Below are 12,985 nucleotides of genomic sequence, written 5' to 3' on the forward strand. Positions count from 1 at the left end.
ACCACATGTCTGAAAGCAACAGCACCTTCAATCCGGGCCGTGTACTGGTCACCGGCGGAGCATCCGGGCTGGGAGCGGCGGTCGTAGCCCGCGTGCTCGACGCCGGCGGTACCCCCATTGTGCTGGACCGGGATATCAGCAGTGTCTCCGGGGTGAAAGCGCTGGAGGTCGACGTCGCAGACCGTGAGGCGGTGACCGGCGCCGTGCAGCAGGCGGGCGATACGCTCGGCGGACTGGACGCCGTCGTCACGGCTGCGGGCATAGACCGCTGCGGCCGGCTTGAGGACGTGGCGGCCGCGGAATGGGAAAAGGTGCTGGCGGTCAATCTCACCGGCACAGTCTCCACCGTCCGTGCAGCGTTGCCTTACCTGAAGACGAGCCACGGACGGGTGGTCACCATCGCCTCGACCCTGGGTATCCGGGCCGTCGCGGACGCCACCGCCTACTGCGCCTCGAAGTTTGCAGTGGTGGGTTTCAGCCATGCGCTGGCAGCGGAAATGGCAGGAGAAGTGGGGGTCACCACCATGATCCCGGGTGGCATGGAGACCAAGTTCTTCGATGACCGCGATGAGAAGTACAAGCCGCAGGACAACTCACGCCTCAACAACCCGGCGCGCGTGGCGGAGGCAATCCTGTTCGCTCTATCGCAGCCGCGGGGCTGCGAAGTCCGGCAGATGCTTATCTGCCACGAAGAAGAGGGGTCGTGGCCGTAAGGTCCCGGACGTCGTCGTAAACGGCATCGGGCTGGGTCTGCTGGACAAACGAGTCATCATGCTCGCACCGTTCAGCGGTCCAGCCCACCTGCGTCACGTCCACGCCGCACACCGCGCACTGTGTTGTCCACGCCGCATGCACGCGGTGCAGTACGCGCCCCATCGCTCCGGCGTTGATGACATTGCCCACCCAGAAGATCCCTACTGTCGGCGTCCCGACCGCCTGGGCCAGGTGCCGTGGTCCGCTGTCATTACCGACAACAACGGTTGCTGCTGAGAGCACGCCGGTGAGCTCGCTGAGCGAGAGTCGTCCGGCCAGGGACCGGATACACGCGGCTCCACCTCGGTGCTGGCCGGCTGCCTGGTGACCCGCTGCCTGGTGACCGGCTGCCAACCGGACAATTTCCGCGGCCAAGGGGGCGTCGCCGTCGTCGCCCACGATCACCACATCGCTGCCGTCGCGTGCAGCCCACGCCGCAACCGTGGCAAACGACGACGCCGGCCACCGCCTCCGCGGATCGGTGGCACCCGGATGGATCACCAGAAGCGGCCGTGTTCCGGCGCCCGTAATCCGTTGCCCGGCAGCCCATTCTTCTTCCGTCACCACCAGTTGCGGTTCAAGGCATACCGGTGCGGCTCCCGCGAGGCCCACCACTTCAAGGGATCGCAGGAACTCGTTCTGGTAGTAGATATAGGGAGCGCTGCGCTCCAGCTCGACGGCGTCCGGTGTGCGGGTACCGACGGTATGCCGTGCGCCCAGTTTGAGGAGGAACGGGTTGGAGTTGCGGCCGCCGCCGTGGATCTGCACGGCAAGATCGAAGCTGCGGGAGCGCATCGTTGCGAAGAAGTCGGCGGTCGCCGTCCCGTCCTCGGGCCCGGGCCGGACTCCGGACGCGTAGGGAAGGACTTCCACCTCAGCGACCGGACCGGGCCTGTTCCGTAGGAGCTCTGCGTGCAGCGGAACTCCGAGCAGGGTGATTGACGCTTCCGGATACGCCGCGGAAAGGGCGCTGAGAGCGGGATAGGCAAACATCAGGTCACCCAGGCCGCCGCCCCGCAGGACGGCGATGCGCTCGACGTTGGGGAACGTGTCCAGAAGCGGGCCGACGCCCGAGCCCATTGCTGCGGATTTCCGGTTCGCTGCCAGGCTGTTGGTCATAGTCACCTTAGGGTCCAGGGTCCTCAGCGCGCACGGGAGAAGCGCTACTCGGTTTCGTTACCGTCACCGTCAGTCAGGTCGCTGATCAACGCCGTGGATGCGCAATCGCGGATGCCATTGATCCCGGACACAGCCGTGGGTTTGTCGGTATACGGCTCGCTCGTCATCAGGGTTGCGCCGTCATCCCCGGTCAACCGGAACCGGTACTGCTTCGCATCATCGAAGTAGAGCTCGAACTTACCCGCCATCTCCAACTCCCTCGTTACATGGTGTCCAGCGCCATTCATCCTAGATTATCAGCCTACTTATAGAGGGGATACCGACAAGCATCGACAAGAGGAAAGTAGTAAGCATACTGTTGATTGATATGGGGTGATCCGCCCCGAATCCTTGAGCGGAAGGAGACTGGCCATGGCAAAGCAGAAGCTCTGGGCAATCGCAGCGGCGGCGGGTATCAGTGCCGTGCTGCTGACCGGGTGCGACGATCCGGGCGAAGGAAACTCGCCGGAAGAAGTTGAAGAAACCGAGTTCGACGACAACAACGGTATTGACGATGACCTTGAGGATGGCGCGGACGGCGACGAAGCGCCATCGGACGTAGCCACAGAACCTTCGGAGTGATAACCATGACGCACAGTGATTCACCTCGCCACGAAGATCTACCCATCTCGCCGAAGACACCGAAAATGACGTCTCCACCTAAGCTGCCCGGTGCCCGGCCGGGCACGGGACGGGGTGCGTCACCACCGACGAGCTGGGCCGGACCGGCGTCGAGGGAGTCTGGGCGACCGGGAACGCTGCCGATCCGGCGGCCCAGGTCATCGTTGCCGCCGGTGATTCTACCGGCTCGCAGTGGCGGTGAATGCTGCGCTGATTGAGGATGACGTTGCTCAAATCCGGAGCTCACGAGCATCCACTCCCATAAAATAAGCGTACTTATTGCTTCCCCTTCCGTGGGGGCTGGGCTAGCGTCGGACTATCTGCTGGTTCACCGTCTCAGAAGGAGTGGCTGCCATGGACATGGCCACCATCAACGCGTCGCTGGATAATGTCATCGGGCGGGTGGAACGGGCCGAAGCCCTCGACCGCCCGGCCAATGCGCTCGCAAACCTGGTGGGCAAGTGGCTGAAGCCCGGACCCGTCAAAAATCTTCTCAGCGGTACCGGGATAGGGCATCCGGCCCACCCCATTCTGGTCCTGCTCCCCTTGGGATCGTGGGCGTCAGCCTTCTTCCTTGACGTGGCCGGTGGACCTAACCCAGGGAGTGCGACGGCGGCGCGCAGGCTGATCATCCTCGGAAACCTCACGGCGTTGCCGACGGCCCTGACCGGGCTGAGCGACTGGGCAGATACCCAGGGAGCCGAGCGCAGGGTGGGCTTTGTCCACGCAGCCCTCAACGTCGCCGCTCTTGGGGTCTTCACCGCCAGCGCCGCTGCGCGCGCAACCCAGGCGCGCGGTGCCGGCGTCCTGACAGCGGCGCTTGGCATGGGTCTCGTGTCAGCGTCCGGCTGGCTCGGCGGGCACCTGGCCTACGCGCGCGGCGTGGGCACCGACACCACTGCGTTCGAGGTTGCGCCGACGGACTGGACCGATGTTGCCGCTCTCGAGGACGTCACCGACAAACCGGTATGTGTAGACGCCGGTGGAGTTGCCGTGCTGCTTGTCCGCCATGACGGCGAGGTGCGGGCGATCTCCGACCGCTGCACGCATCGCGGAGGACCACTCCACCAGGGAACGATCGCGGATGGATGTGTGGAATGCCCGTGGCACGGCAGCCGCTTCCGGTTGGCGGACGGGCAAATCGACCGGGGCCCTGCAACCAGGCCGCAGCGGGCTTTCGAGGTGCGCGCGGTAGACGGCCGGGTCCAGGTACGGGCGGTTGCCGATCCCGGCAGCCTCCGGACCGAACCGGTGACCGGTAGCGCGGGATTGAATGGTGGCGGAAGCAGCTCCTAACCGCCCACTCTGACGCAGAAGCGTTGTCGAGGCTGTGTAAACCGCCGCCGAATGGGTACTTCTTTGGCACGAAGCAACAGCTGCGAGACGAAGGAGCGCAATGACGAGCGAGCCCCAGACCATGACCCGCGGCAGCGTCGGCGAGGAATCCGCCCTGACCATCTGGAACCCGCGGGACGGCAGCACCGTAGGAACACTCGAGAGCGCCGGGCGAGAGCAGGTTGCGCTCGCCGTCCAGCTCGCAAGGACCGTCCATCCGGAGTGGGCCGCGACGGCACCCGCGGAGCGGGCAGCCATGGTTCGAGCCGCAGCCGGCGCACTGCGCGCGGGTGCGGACACGTTGGCAGAGCTGAACAGCAGGGAGACCGGACGGCCGCGCGAGGAGGCCCTTGCCGGCATTGAGGCCGGAGCTTCCACCCTTGAGCAGTATGCCGAGCTGGGGCCGCTGCATCGCGGCCACAGCCTCCGCGGGTCCGCACTCGCCTCTGACTACACGGTTACGGAGCCGCGTGGCGTGGCGGTGCTGCTTACTCCCTGGAATGATCCGGTTGCCGTTGCTGCGGGACTGCTCGGTGCAGCCCTGGTCACCGGCAACACTGTCCTGCACAAGCCCAGCGAACGTTGTCCGCACGTGGGCCAACTGCTCGGCGAGCTCCTGTCGCCCTGTTTTCCTGCTGGTGTGCTGACCACCCTTACCGGAGGTCCCGAGGTCGGATCAATGCTCACCTCGGAGGACGGCGTTGACGTCTTCGCTCACGTTGGCTCCAGCGCCACCGGCGCCCGCATTGCGCGTGCTGCGGTGCTCACCGGCGCACATGTGCTCCGCGAGAACGGTGGCAATGATCCGTTGCTGATTGACTACGACGTGGACCCGGCCTGGGCAGCGGAGCAGGCCGCTATCGGCGCCTTCAGCAATACCGGACAGATTTGCACCGCCGTCGAACGCATCTACGTTGTGGACGCGATTGCAGACGAGTTCTGTGCCGCGCTGGTCACTGAAGCACGACGGCGCAACGAGTCCGGAACTTTCGCGCCGCTCGTTGACCGCCGCTTGCGCGATGCCGTTCACGCGCAGGTCCAGGCGGCGGTCTCTGAAGGAGCCGAACCGGCAGAAGGTGGGGTGATTCCGGATGGACCCGGCGCCTACTACCCGGCGACTGTCCTGCTGAACTGCAGTGACCGGATGGAGATCATGACGGAGGAAACCTTTGGCCCGGTGGCTCCCGTGGTGCGCGTGGGCAGCTTCGAGGAAGGGCTGAAACTCGCAGCGGCGGGGAAGTACGGCCTGGCGGCGAATGTCCTGACCGCCGGCATCACGCACGCGCAGAAGGCAGTTGCTGCTTTTCCAGCCGGAACGGTCAAGGTCAACGCAGTCTTTGGTGGCGCTCCCGGCGGCTCTGCCCAACCGCGCGGTGAGAGCGGCCAGGGCTTCGGCTACGGACCGGAGTTGCTAGACGAGTTCTGCAGGGTGAAGGTAGTGCACATCGAGGCGCCCGGAAAGCCCATCGGATCATGACTACGCTGTCGGAAACCCGTGGCCTCACCGAGTGGGTGCCTCTCGAGCTTGCCCGTGCGGCACCGGTGGTGACCGTGGTTGGCGACGTGATCCTGGACGGTTGGTGGAGGGGGAACATTGAACGGTTCTGCCGCGAGGCTCCCGCGCCCGTCGTCGACGTCCAACGCAGGGACTACGCTCCCGGCGGCGCAGCAAACACAGCCATGAACCTTGCTGCTCTCGGCGCCAGCGTGCGTCTGGTTGGCCTGGTCGGAACCGACGACGCCGGCACCCGGCTGCGCGCGCTGCTGGACAGCGCGGGGGTGAACACCTCCGGACTGATCGCCGCGCCCGGCGTCCGCACAACTACCAAGAACCGCGTCATCGGCGGCGACCAGGTGATGCTGCGCCTTGATGATCAGGACGGTGAGCCGCCCGCGGATTCCGTGGCCGCGCTAGCCGCGGCGGTTCCGGCCGCGCTGCAGGGCAGTGCCGCCGTCGTCGTTTGTGATTATGGCACCGGAGCGCTGGGCGGCGCCGTGCGGCAAGCGCTGCGGGACCACGTTGGCGGGGCGCTTACGGTGGTGGATGCGCATGACCCGCGGCCGTGGTCGGACTTGTCGCCGGCTATCGTGACGCCGAATGCACAGGAGGCGGCGCGGCTGTTGGGCACCGCGTTCCCGTCCACTGCTGCGGGAGAACGGGTGGACCTGGTGACCGAACACCGGGAGGAGCTTTTCGCGGCGACGGGTGCGGGCGCCGTCGTCGTGACGCTGGACCGGGACGGAACAGTGCTGCTCGCTGAGGAGGGTCAGGCGCACCGGACGTGGGCGCGGCCCGCATCCGAGAAACAGGCGTCCGGGGCAGGAGATACGTTCGTTGCCTGCCTGACGGCTGGGCGGGCCGCGGGAATGCCGATGAGCGCTGCGCTCGATCTGGCGCAGGCTGCGGCGGATGTTGTGGTGGGCCGGGCTGGAACATCGGTGTGTTCCACTGCCGATCTTGCGCAGTACCTGGGTGGCCTGTCCTCGACAACCCTGCCGCTGGATGAGCTGCTGCAGCGGGTGGAGTCAGAGCGGGAGCAGAGCCGGCGGATTGTCCTGACGAATGGGTGCTTCGATGTGCTGCACCGAGGCCATACGCGCTATCTGACGCAGGCCAAGCAGTTGGGCGACGTGCTGGTTGTGGCCCTGAACGGCGATGACTCGGTGCGTCGTCTGAAGGGACCGGACCGCCCTATTAACTCGCTCGCCGACCGGGCGGGGGTCATTGCGGCGCTCAGCTGTGTCGACTATGTAACCGCCTTTGACACCGACACCCCGGTGCCGCTCATTGAAGCGTTGCGGCCGGATATCTACGCGAAGGGCGGAGACTACTCGTCCCAGATGCTCGAGGAGGCGCCGGTCGTGGAGCGCTGCGGGGGAGTGGTCCGAATCCTCGACTACGTATCCGAGCATTCGACGACGGCGATGGTCAAGAAAATCCGTACCGCTCCCACTGCTGCGCAATGAGCCGGCTCGAGCGGAATCTGCCTCGACGCGGAGTGGCGCAGCAGCGGCACATGCTGCTGGAGCACTCTCGTGCGCAGCAGGCGCTGTTTCTGGATAATGACGTCTGGCTCGAACCAGGAATGATTGCCCGCATGCACGCCGCTCTGAATGAAGCGGGCTGCGGCTTCGTGGGCGCCTCGGTTCAGGGGCTGTCCTTTCTCGATGACTATCGGGAGCACGAGCGTGAACCGCTTGAACTGTGGGAGAGAAGGTGTCCGCCCTGAGCGAGTGCGGCGGGATGACCCGTCTTTTGGCCGGTGGGCGCTGCACAACGCCGCCAACCTCACACACGCTGCAGCGGAGCTCAACCTAGCCCCGGAGGACTGGCGGCTGTACAAGGTGGCCTGGGTGGGAGGATGTGTTCTCTTCGACCGGGACGCACTGGTGGATTGCGGCGGGTTTGGATTTTGGGACCAGCTGCCCGTCGACCTTGCAGGCGAGGACGTTGCCGCGCAGTGGCGCGTGATGGAACGGTACGGCGGCGCCGGAATTCTGCCATCGCGAGCAGTGCATCTCGAATCGCCCACTACGGTGCCGTACCGCGAAACGGATGCGGCCGACGTCGTGCTTGGTGTCGATGAGGTTTAGGTCGAGCGAATTCCGGACCGAACGCTGCTGTGTTTGAATTGCGGGATGCTTGCCACGGGGGAAATTGTGTCGGCGCCGAAACTCGCCAAGGGTGATCGTGTTGCGGTGTTGTCGCCCTCGTTTGCGGCACCTGGCTTCGCGCCGGCCATTCATGAGCAGGCAATGAGCCGCCTAGCCGCTGCGACTGGGCTCATTCCCGTGGAGTTTCCCACGACTCGTCTGCTCGGGGCGACAGCCGAAGCTCGCGCTGCTGACCTCAACGCTGCATTCGCGGATACCAGCATTCGCGCCATTCTGTCGACGATCGGTGGTGACGACCAGATCACCGTCATCCCACTGCTGGATCCGGCGGCGGTTCGTGCCGATCCGAAGATCTTCCTTGGGTACAGCGACAATACGAACCTGCTCAATTGGTTATGGCAGCAGGGCGTGTCAGGTTTCTACGGCGGGTCAACTCAGGTTCACCTCGGACCGGGACCTCAGATTGACGGCATCCACCGTGCCTCCCTGAAAGCTGCGTTGATGACGGGCGAAGAGTTGGAAATCGTCGAGCCCGGTGAATCAGAAGACTTCGGACTTGATTGGCAAGACCCTGATGCGCTTGTCGAGTTCGGAGAGCGGGAGCCCACCGAAGCGTGGACCTGGGCTGGACCCGAACGCAAGGTGTCCGGGCGGACCTGGGGAGGTTGTCTGGAGGTCATCGATCAGCTCGCCCTGGCCGATCGTCTACCGCGGGCCGCGGATCTCCGCGGGTCAATATTGTTGCTGGAGACCAGCGAGCTCATTCCTCCTGCGGACTGGGTAAAACGTTGGGTTCGGGCACTTGGGGAACGCGGCATCCTCGAAGCAGTAGAAGGGGTTCTGCTTGCGCGGCCTCCCACCAGCGACTTCGGAGCCCGCCCTGAGCGGCGGGAACGCGCCGGCCTACGGGCAGCCCAGTACGGTGCTGTCATCGAGCAGGTAACTTCATACAACCCTCGCGCCGTAGTCTGCGCTGGTGTGCCCTTCGGGCATACGCGGCCACAATGGATCCTGCCTTATGGCGGACCGATCACGATGGACGGGAAGGCCCGCACCATAAACGCCCTTTATAGGTAGGCCTGATCGAGTCCTTGGGAAGGTTTTGAAAATGCCGACGCCACAGTCTCCCGGCCCATCGCGGCTGGATGCTCCTGGGCAGTTAGTGCTGCGGGCTCCATGCGCTAGTTACTTGCGACGACGACAACCCAGGGTCGATTGCAACGATCGAGCGGTGTCGTGGCGTTCTGGACAACGTGGGCGCGGGCGCCGGCCGCAAGCGTCGCTATTGGATCGATCTCGCTTGAGCAGGGAACGTTCGCTGAACAACAGGTGTGACTCTTCGGTTCAGCGCTATTCGATGGCTGGTTCGCCGGCCCAGGCCTTTGCATAGAATTGCGCAGAGGCCGCGTCGAGCAGCTCAGCGTAGGCATCAGGATTCATCGCTTGCGCTGAGTCAGCGGGCACTGATGGAGCGAAGGCTGACACGCCCAGGCCTGCCTCCTGATCCTGGAGCGTAAGACCGGCCACCTCCACAATTGTTGGGTACAGATTCAGTTGGTCCATTTCGGAGCGCACGATGGTGCTGCTGTCCGCTCCCGGGATCCAGATCCGATTAAAGATGGTGCGGTTGTCATTCCCGCTTAACTGGTCCTCAAAGGGGTCGCCGGTAGTCAGCTGCTTGAGGTGGTCGCCCATGATCACCACGGCGGTGTCCTCAAGATAGCCCTTCTCCTTCATGTGGTCGACGAATCCGGCCACCTGGGTCATGGAGCAGGCGAACACCGAGGTGGTCGCGTTCTCCGTGTCCACGTCGCAATAGTCATAGACGTGCAGCGGGGCGTGTGTGTCCAGCGTCAGCATTGTGAGGTTGAACGGCTGCCCGGTGTTCTCCGCCTCGGCGTGCAGCACGTCGATCTCATCCTTGGCGTAGGCCATCAGCCGTTCATCGCTCAGGCCCCAGTCGCTGCGGAAGTTGTTCTCTGGTTCACCGGCTGCTCGCCAGTCGGAGAGATCTTTGATCTCGGAGTAGCCGTGACTGCTCAGGAAGACGTCTTTAGCGGCGAATGAAGCATTGGCGCCGCCCAGGAAAACGTTCTTGTATCCCTGCTCGTCCAGAAGATCGCCCAGGCAGGTAGCCCCACCCAGATAGGTGTCGACTTCACCGCCGAGACTGTTCAGCGCGCCGCTTCCCATGGCGGAGCTTGTGCCCTTCAACGGGATGCCGCACTGCGTCGAAACGAGGCCGGCCATTGTCCAGCCACCACCCTTGTACTCGCGCAAACTCTCGACGCTTTGCCAACCGTCTGAAGCCTTAGTGACCTCTTTGAGAGAAGCGAATGCGTCCTTCTCGAAGAGTTGGTCATTCGCGATGGTGCCCTCACCGGACTCAAGATAGATCAACACAAGGTTTCGCTTGAGCGCATCGCCGGTGACCGTCGGCTCCACGTAGTAGTTGCCGATGTCATACGACGAATTCGCCGCCTTGATGTAATCCCACAGGCTGACCGTGCTGGCGAAGGACGTGGTGCCCGCGACAACCAGCCCGGCCACCAGAACGCCGGAGACAGTGTTCATGATCCACTGCGATCGCGGCGGAATGACCGCCGTTTTGTTCCGCCGCCTACGATGCCGGGCGTAGCGCCACAGCGCGATCCCGGCGGTGATGAGCAGCGGAACTACACCAATACCCAGGACGGCGATCCAGATGATGGGGCCGCCACCGCCGTCGGTTTCCACGGAGACGAGGTTCAGCAGCATCTGACCAACGGAGATTTCGCCCCAGTGGGAACGAATGATGGCAGCAGCGATGAGCAGTGCGAGGCCCGCCCAGATCAGCGCGTAGATACACGTGCGGCCGAGGAAGGTGCCGGCGCGCCGGGTCACTGAAAGAATTGAGCCGAGCACGGCAACCCCTCGCGTTTCGCAGCTCGGATGTCCGCTGAACACCCTCGATCGTGGTCCGGTTCACGGGTGCCCAGTCGTATATCCATTGTTCATAAGGATTTCATGCGCGAGCCACGAAGGAAAACTTCATCGAACACCCGCCTGAACCTCTGCTGTGTCACCATCACAGATCATCAGCACGGGTCCGTCCCCGGGGCGGTGACCGGGACATCAGAATATACTCGGAGCATGTCTTCACAGCGCCTCGACCGAGGCCTCCACGGTCAGCCGTCCGACCCTGAAAATCACGGGAGCACTCGGTGAGCGGCGGTCTGGTAGCCCTGCTGGACGACGTCGCAGCCCTGGCCCGCATAGCGGCCGCGTCGGTGGATGACGTTGCAGCCGGAGCCGCAAGAGCCGGCGTAAAGGCGGCCGGCGTTGTGATTGACGATGCTGCAGTCACCCCGCAGTACGTTTCCGGGGCTGACCCGTCCCGCGAACTGCCAATGATCAAGCGAATCTTCTGGGGCTCGCTGCGCAACAAGCTGTTGATCATTTTGCCGGCGTTGCTCCTCGTCAGTGCCTTCGTCCCGGGCATCATCCCCTACATCCTGATGCTGGGCGGCACCTACCTATGCTTTGAGGGCGCCGAGAAGGTTTGGCACAAGCTCCGCGGTCAGCACGATGCGAAGAAGTCGCCAGCGGTGGAGCGAGGTCCCGAGGCAGAAGCCAAGGTCATCAAGGGTGCGATCACCACCGACTTCATCCTGTCCTGCGAAATCATGGTCATCTCGATGAACGAGGTGGCCGCCGAGTCCATCTGGTCCCGTGCGCTCATCCTGATTGTCGTGGCTATCGCGATCACCGTGCTCGTTTACGGAGCCGTTGGTCTGATCGTCAAGATGGACGACATCGGGCTGCACCTGACAACCAAAGACTCTGCAGGCTCCAAGCGGTTCGGTGAGCTGCTCGTCAAGGGCATGCCCGCGGTGCTGGCCGCGATTACCTTCATCGGCACTATCGCCATGCTCTGGGTAGGTGGCCACATCATGGTGCAGGGCGTCCATGACCTTGGATGGCACCCGCCGTACGACCTCATCCACTCCCTCGAAGAACCGTTCGTGGGTATTGCAGTGGTGGGTGGGCTGCTGGCCTGGCTCGTGAACACGCTGTTGTCGGCAATCGTCGGACTTGCCTGGGGCCTCGCCGTCATGGCCATCGTGCACCCGCTGCTGAAGGCATTGCCGTTCGGCAAGGACAAAGGCGGGCACGAGGAGGGAGATGTACGCGCAGCAATCGCGGGCTATCGACCGAAGAAACACAACTCCGATTCCGCTCAGGCAACTTCCGCTCAAACAACAGAGACGCCGAACACCAATCCCAGAACGTAGGTCGCTGCGGCCGCTCCCAGTCCGATGGCGAGCTGACGCAGTGCCCGCTTGAGCGGAGAGGCGCCGGAAAGCAAACCGACGACGGCGCCTGTCGCCAATAGCGCCAGCCCCACCAGGGCGCAGGCGACAATCACAGCCGTGATTCCGGTGAGCCCGAAAATGTACGGGAGAACGGGGATCACTGCCCCGGAGGCAAAGAAGCAGAAACTCGCGGCCGCCGCTCCCATCGCTGTCCCCACGCTCTCGTGGTCGTCCTGCCGTTCCTGACGCTCGGGCTGGAGCGAGAAACTCGGATCGCAGTCACAGCTGAATTGCCCCAGGCGTTCGGCTGCACGATGTTCTGCTGCCTCAGGGGACATGCCGCGTGCGCGGTAGACCAGCACGAGTTCGTTGGCGTCGATATCGAGCTCTTTGGCTGCCGTCAGGGTGACCTGCGTGGGACGTGACGCTGTCAGAAGCTCCCGCTGCGACCGCACCGACACGTATTCGCCGGCGCCCATGGACAGCGCGCCGGCGAGCAGGCCCGCGAGACCGCTGAACAGCACGAAAGCGCTCGAGACTCCTGTTGCGCCGATACCCATGACAAGAGCCAGGTTGCTCACCAGGCCGTCATTCGCACCAAAGACCGCGGCACGGAAGTTGCCGGAAAGCCGATTGCGTCCACGCGTTGCGAGGCCCCGCACAACCTCCTCGTGAATCTGCTCGTCCGCAGCCATTGCGCTGGTCGCGGAAGGGTCCGCAGCGTAGGGGGAGCGGCCCTCGGCACGCTGGGCCAGGGCCAGCACAAACACGGAGCCGAAGCGCCGGGCAAGGAAGCCGAGAATCCGGTTCCGCAGCGACGGACGCAACGGCTTGCCGGCGTCGTTCCCCAGCAGGGTGAGCCAGTGCTGTTCGTGTCGTCCCTCAGCCTGGGCGAGAGCGAGGAGGATTTCCTTCTCCTCGCCGCCGCGCTTGCGGGCAAGGTAGCGGTAGGTTGCAGCCTCTGCCCGTTCGTCGGCGAGATACTGCCGCCAACGCTTGATCTCGGCGGGTGTTCGGGTTACCTCGGGGCTCACAGCCGGCTCCTGATTTTCTCCGGCCAGGGCTGTTGAGGAGCTCCGGCCATTAACGAATGCATGGCCGAAGGTCTCGTTCGCCGCTGATGCGGTGGACTGCCGGGCATCATCGCTGATCACCAGTATGTCGACAGGCCGCGGAGCGCATTGCACTCCGGAACTACTCCCCTTCGC

Annotated in this window: 13 protein-coding genes; 9 read left to right on the forward strand and 4 right to left on the reverse strand. The window is 64.2% G+C overall.

Features of this window, described 5'->3' with window-relative positions; all coding sequences use genetic code 11:
• Window positions 1–5 precede the first annotated feature (5 nt).
• Complete coding sequence (locus tag ASH00_RS15380) at window positions 6–713, forward strand: SDR family oxidoreductase (protein ID WP_056550113.1); 708 nt, start codon at window positions 6–8, stop codon at window positions 711–713.
• On the opposite strand, the gene ASH00_RS15385 is transcribed toward ASH00_RS15380, so the two are convergent.
• Complete coding sequence (locus tag ASH00_RS15385; protein ID WP_056550115.1) at window positions 679–1,872, reverse strand: glycosyltransferase family 9 protein; 1,194 nt, start codon at window positions 1,870–1,872, stop codon at window positions 679–681. The genes ASH00_RS15380 and ASH00_RS15385 overlap by 35 nt on opposite strands.
• Before the next feature lie 44 nt (window positions 1,873–1,916).
• On the reverse strand, window positions 1,917–2,120 hold the full coding sequence (locus ASH00_RS15390; protein ID WP_056550118.1) for a YegP family protein: 204 nt from the start codon (window positions 2,118–2,120) through the stop codon (window positions 1,917–1,919).
• 163 nt (window positions 2,121–2,283) lie between these two features.
• Between ASH00_RS15390 and ASH00_RS15395 the strand changes: the two genes are divergently transcribed.
• From ASH00_RS15395 to ASH00_RS15425, 7 genes are all read left to right on the forward strand, one after another.
• Complete coding sequence (locus ASH00_RS15395; protein ID WP_056550121.1) at window positions 2,284–2,493, forward strand: hypothetical protein; 210 nt, start codon at window positions 2,284–2,286, stop codon at window positions 2,491–2,493.
• Between the two features lie 393 nt (window positions 2,494–2,886).
• Complete coding sequence (locus tag ASH00_RS15400) at window positions 2,887–3,828, forward strand: Rieske 2Fe-2S domain-containing protein (protein ID WP_056550125.1); 942 nt, start codon at window positions 2,887–2,889, stop codon at window positions 3,826–3,828.
• Window positions 3,829–3,928: 100 nt separating this feature from the next.
• A complete protein-coding gene (locus ASH00_RS15405; RefSeq protein ID WP_235563343.1) occupies window positions 3,929–5,344 on the forward strand; it encodes an aldehyde dehydrogenase family protein in 1,416 nt (471 codons plus the stop codon).
• A complete protein-coding gene (gene rfaE2 / locus ASH00_RS15410; protein WP_056550128.1) occupies window positions 5,341–6,834 on the forward strand; it encodes a D-glycero-beta-D-manno-heptose 1-phosphate adenylyltransferase in 1,494 nt (497 codons plus the stop codon). The genes ASH00_RS15405 and rfaE2 overlap by 4 nt, the downstream gene beginning before the upstream one ends.
• Window positions 6,831–7,097: a glycosyltransferase family A protein gene (locus ASH00_RS15415; RefSeq protein ID WP_157359179.1), complete on the forward strand. Its 267-nt coding sequence runs from the start codon at window positions 6,831–6,833 to the stop codon at window positions 7,095–7,097. Before rfaE2 ends, ASH00_RS15415 begins: the two co-directional genes overlap by 4 nt.
• 4 nt (window positions 7,098–7,101) lie before the next feature.
• A complete protein-coding gene (locus ASH00_RS15420) occupies window positions 7,102–7,461 on the forward strand; it encodes a hypothetical protein (RefSeq protein ID WP_056550133.1) in 360 nt (119 codons plus the stop codon).
• A gap of 45 nt (window positions 7,462–7,506) precedes the next feature.
• Window positions 7,507–8,559 carry a S66 family peptidase gene (locus tag ASH00_RS15425; RefSeq protein ID WP_056550136.1) on the forward strand — a complete coding sequence of 351 codons (1,053 nt, stop codon included), beginning with the start codon at window positions 7,507–7,509 and terminating at the stop codon, window positions 8,557–8,559.
• A 273-nt stretch (window positions 8,560–8,832) separates the two neighbouring features.
• Here ASH00_RS15425 and ASH00_RS15430 read toward each other — a convergent pair whose 3' ends face one another.
• Window positions 8,833–10,386 (reverse strand): LTA synthase family protein, encoded by a 1,554-nt coding sequence (locus ASH00_RS15430; RefSeq protein WP_235563344.1) that lies wholly within the window; start codon window positions 10,384–10,386, stop codon window positions 8,833–8,835.
• Between the two features lie 299 nt (window positions 10,387–10,685).
• Between ASH00_RS15430 and ASH00_RS15435 the strand changes: the two genes are divergently transcribed.
• Window positions 10,686–11,756, forward strand: a complete 1,071-nt coding sequence (locus tag ASH00_RS15435; RefSeq protein ID WP_056550139.1) for a DUF808 domain-containing protein — start codon at window positions 10,686–10,688, stop codon at window positions 11,754–11,756.
• Here the strand turns inward: ASH00_RS15435 and ASH00_RS15440 are convergent.
• A complete protein-coding gene (locus ASH00_RS15440; RefSeq protein WP_235563345.1) occupies window positions 11,717–12,811 on the reverse strand; it encodes a VIT1/CCC1 transporter family protein in 1,095 nt (364 codons plus the stop codon). The genes ASH00_RS15435 and ASH00_RS15440 overlap by 40 nt on opposite strands.
• Window positions 12,812–12,985: the final 174 nt, after the last annotated feature.

It is taken from the genome of Arthrobacter sp. Soil782 (assembly GCF_001428435.1).
Lineage (GTDB): Bacteria > Actinomycetota > Actinomycetes > Actinomycetales > Micrococcaceae > Arthrobacter_D > Arthrobacter_D parietis.

What these genes read in the sequence shown, in the direction of transcription:
- ASH00_RS15400 (WP_056550125.1), top strand. Translation starts at nt 2,887, where the DNA reads ATGGACATGGCCACCATCAACGCGTCGCTGGATAATGTCATCGGGCGG.
- ASH00_RS15415 (WP_157359179.1), top strand. Translation starts at nt 6,831, where the DNA reads ATGAGCCGGCTCGAGCGGAATCTGCCTCGACGCGGAGTGGCGCAGCAG.
- rfaE2 (WP_056550128.1), top strand. Translation starts at nt 5,341, where the DNA reads ATGACTACGCTGTCGGAAACCCGTGGCCTCACCGAGTGGGTGCCTCTC.
- ASH00_RS15390 (WP_056550118.1), bottom strand. Translation starts at nt 2,120, where the DNA reads ATGGCGGGTAAGTTCGAGCTCTACTTCGATGATGCGAAGCAGTACCGG.
- ASH00_RS15425 (WP_056550136.1), top strand. Translation starts at nt 7,507, where the DNA reads ATGCTTGCCACGGGGGAAATTGTGTCGGCGCCGAAACTCGCCAAGGGT.
- ASH00_RS15385 (WP_056550115.1), bottom strand. Translation starts at nt 1,872, where the DNA reads ATGACCAACAGCCTGGCAGCGAACCGGAAATCCGCAGCAATGGGCTCG.
- ASH00_RS15395 (WP_056550121.1), top strand. Translation starts at nt 2,284, where the DNA reads ATGGCAAAGCAGAAGCTCTGGGCAATCGCAGCGGCGGCGGGTATCAGT.
- ASH00_RS15380 (WP_056550113.1), top strand. Translation starts at nt 6, where the DNA reads ATGTCTGAAAGCAACAGCACCTTCAATCCGGGCCGTGTACTGGTCACC.
- ASH00_RS15405 (WP_235563343.1), top strand. Translation starts at nt 3,929, where the DNA reads ATGACGAGCGAGCCCCAGACCATGACCCGCGGCAGCGTCGGCGAGGAA.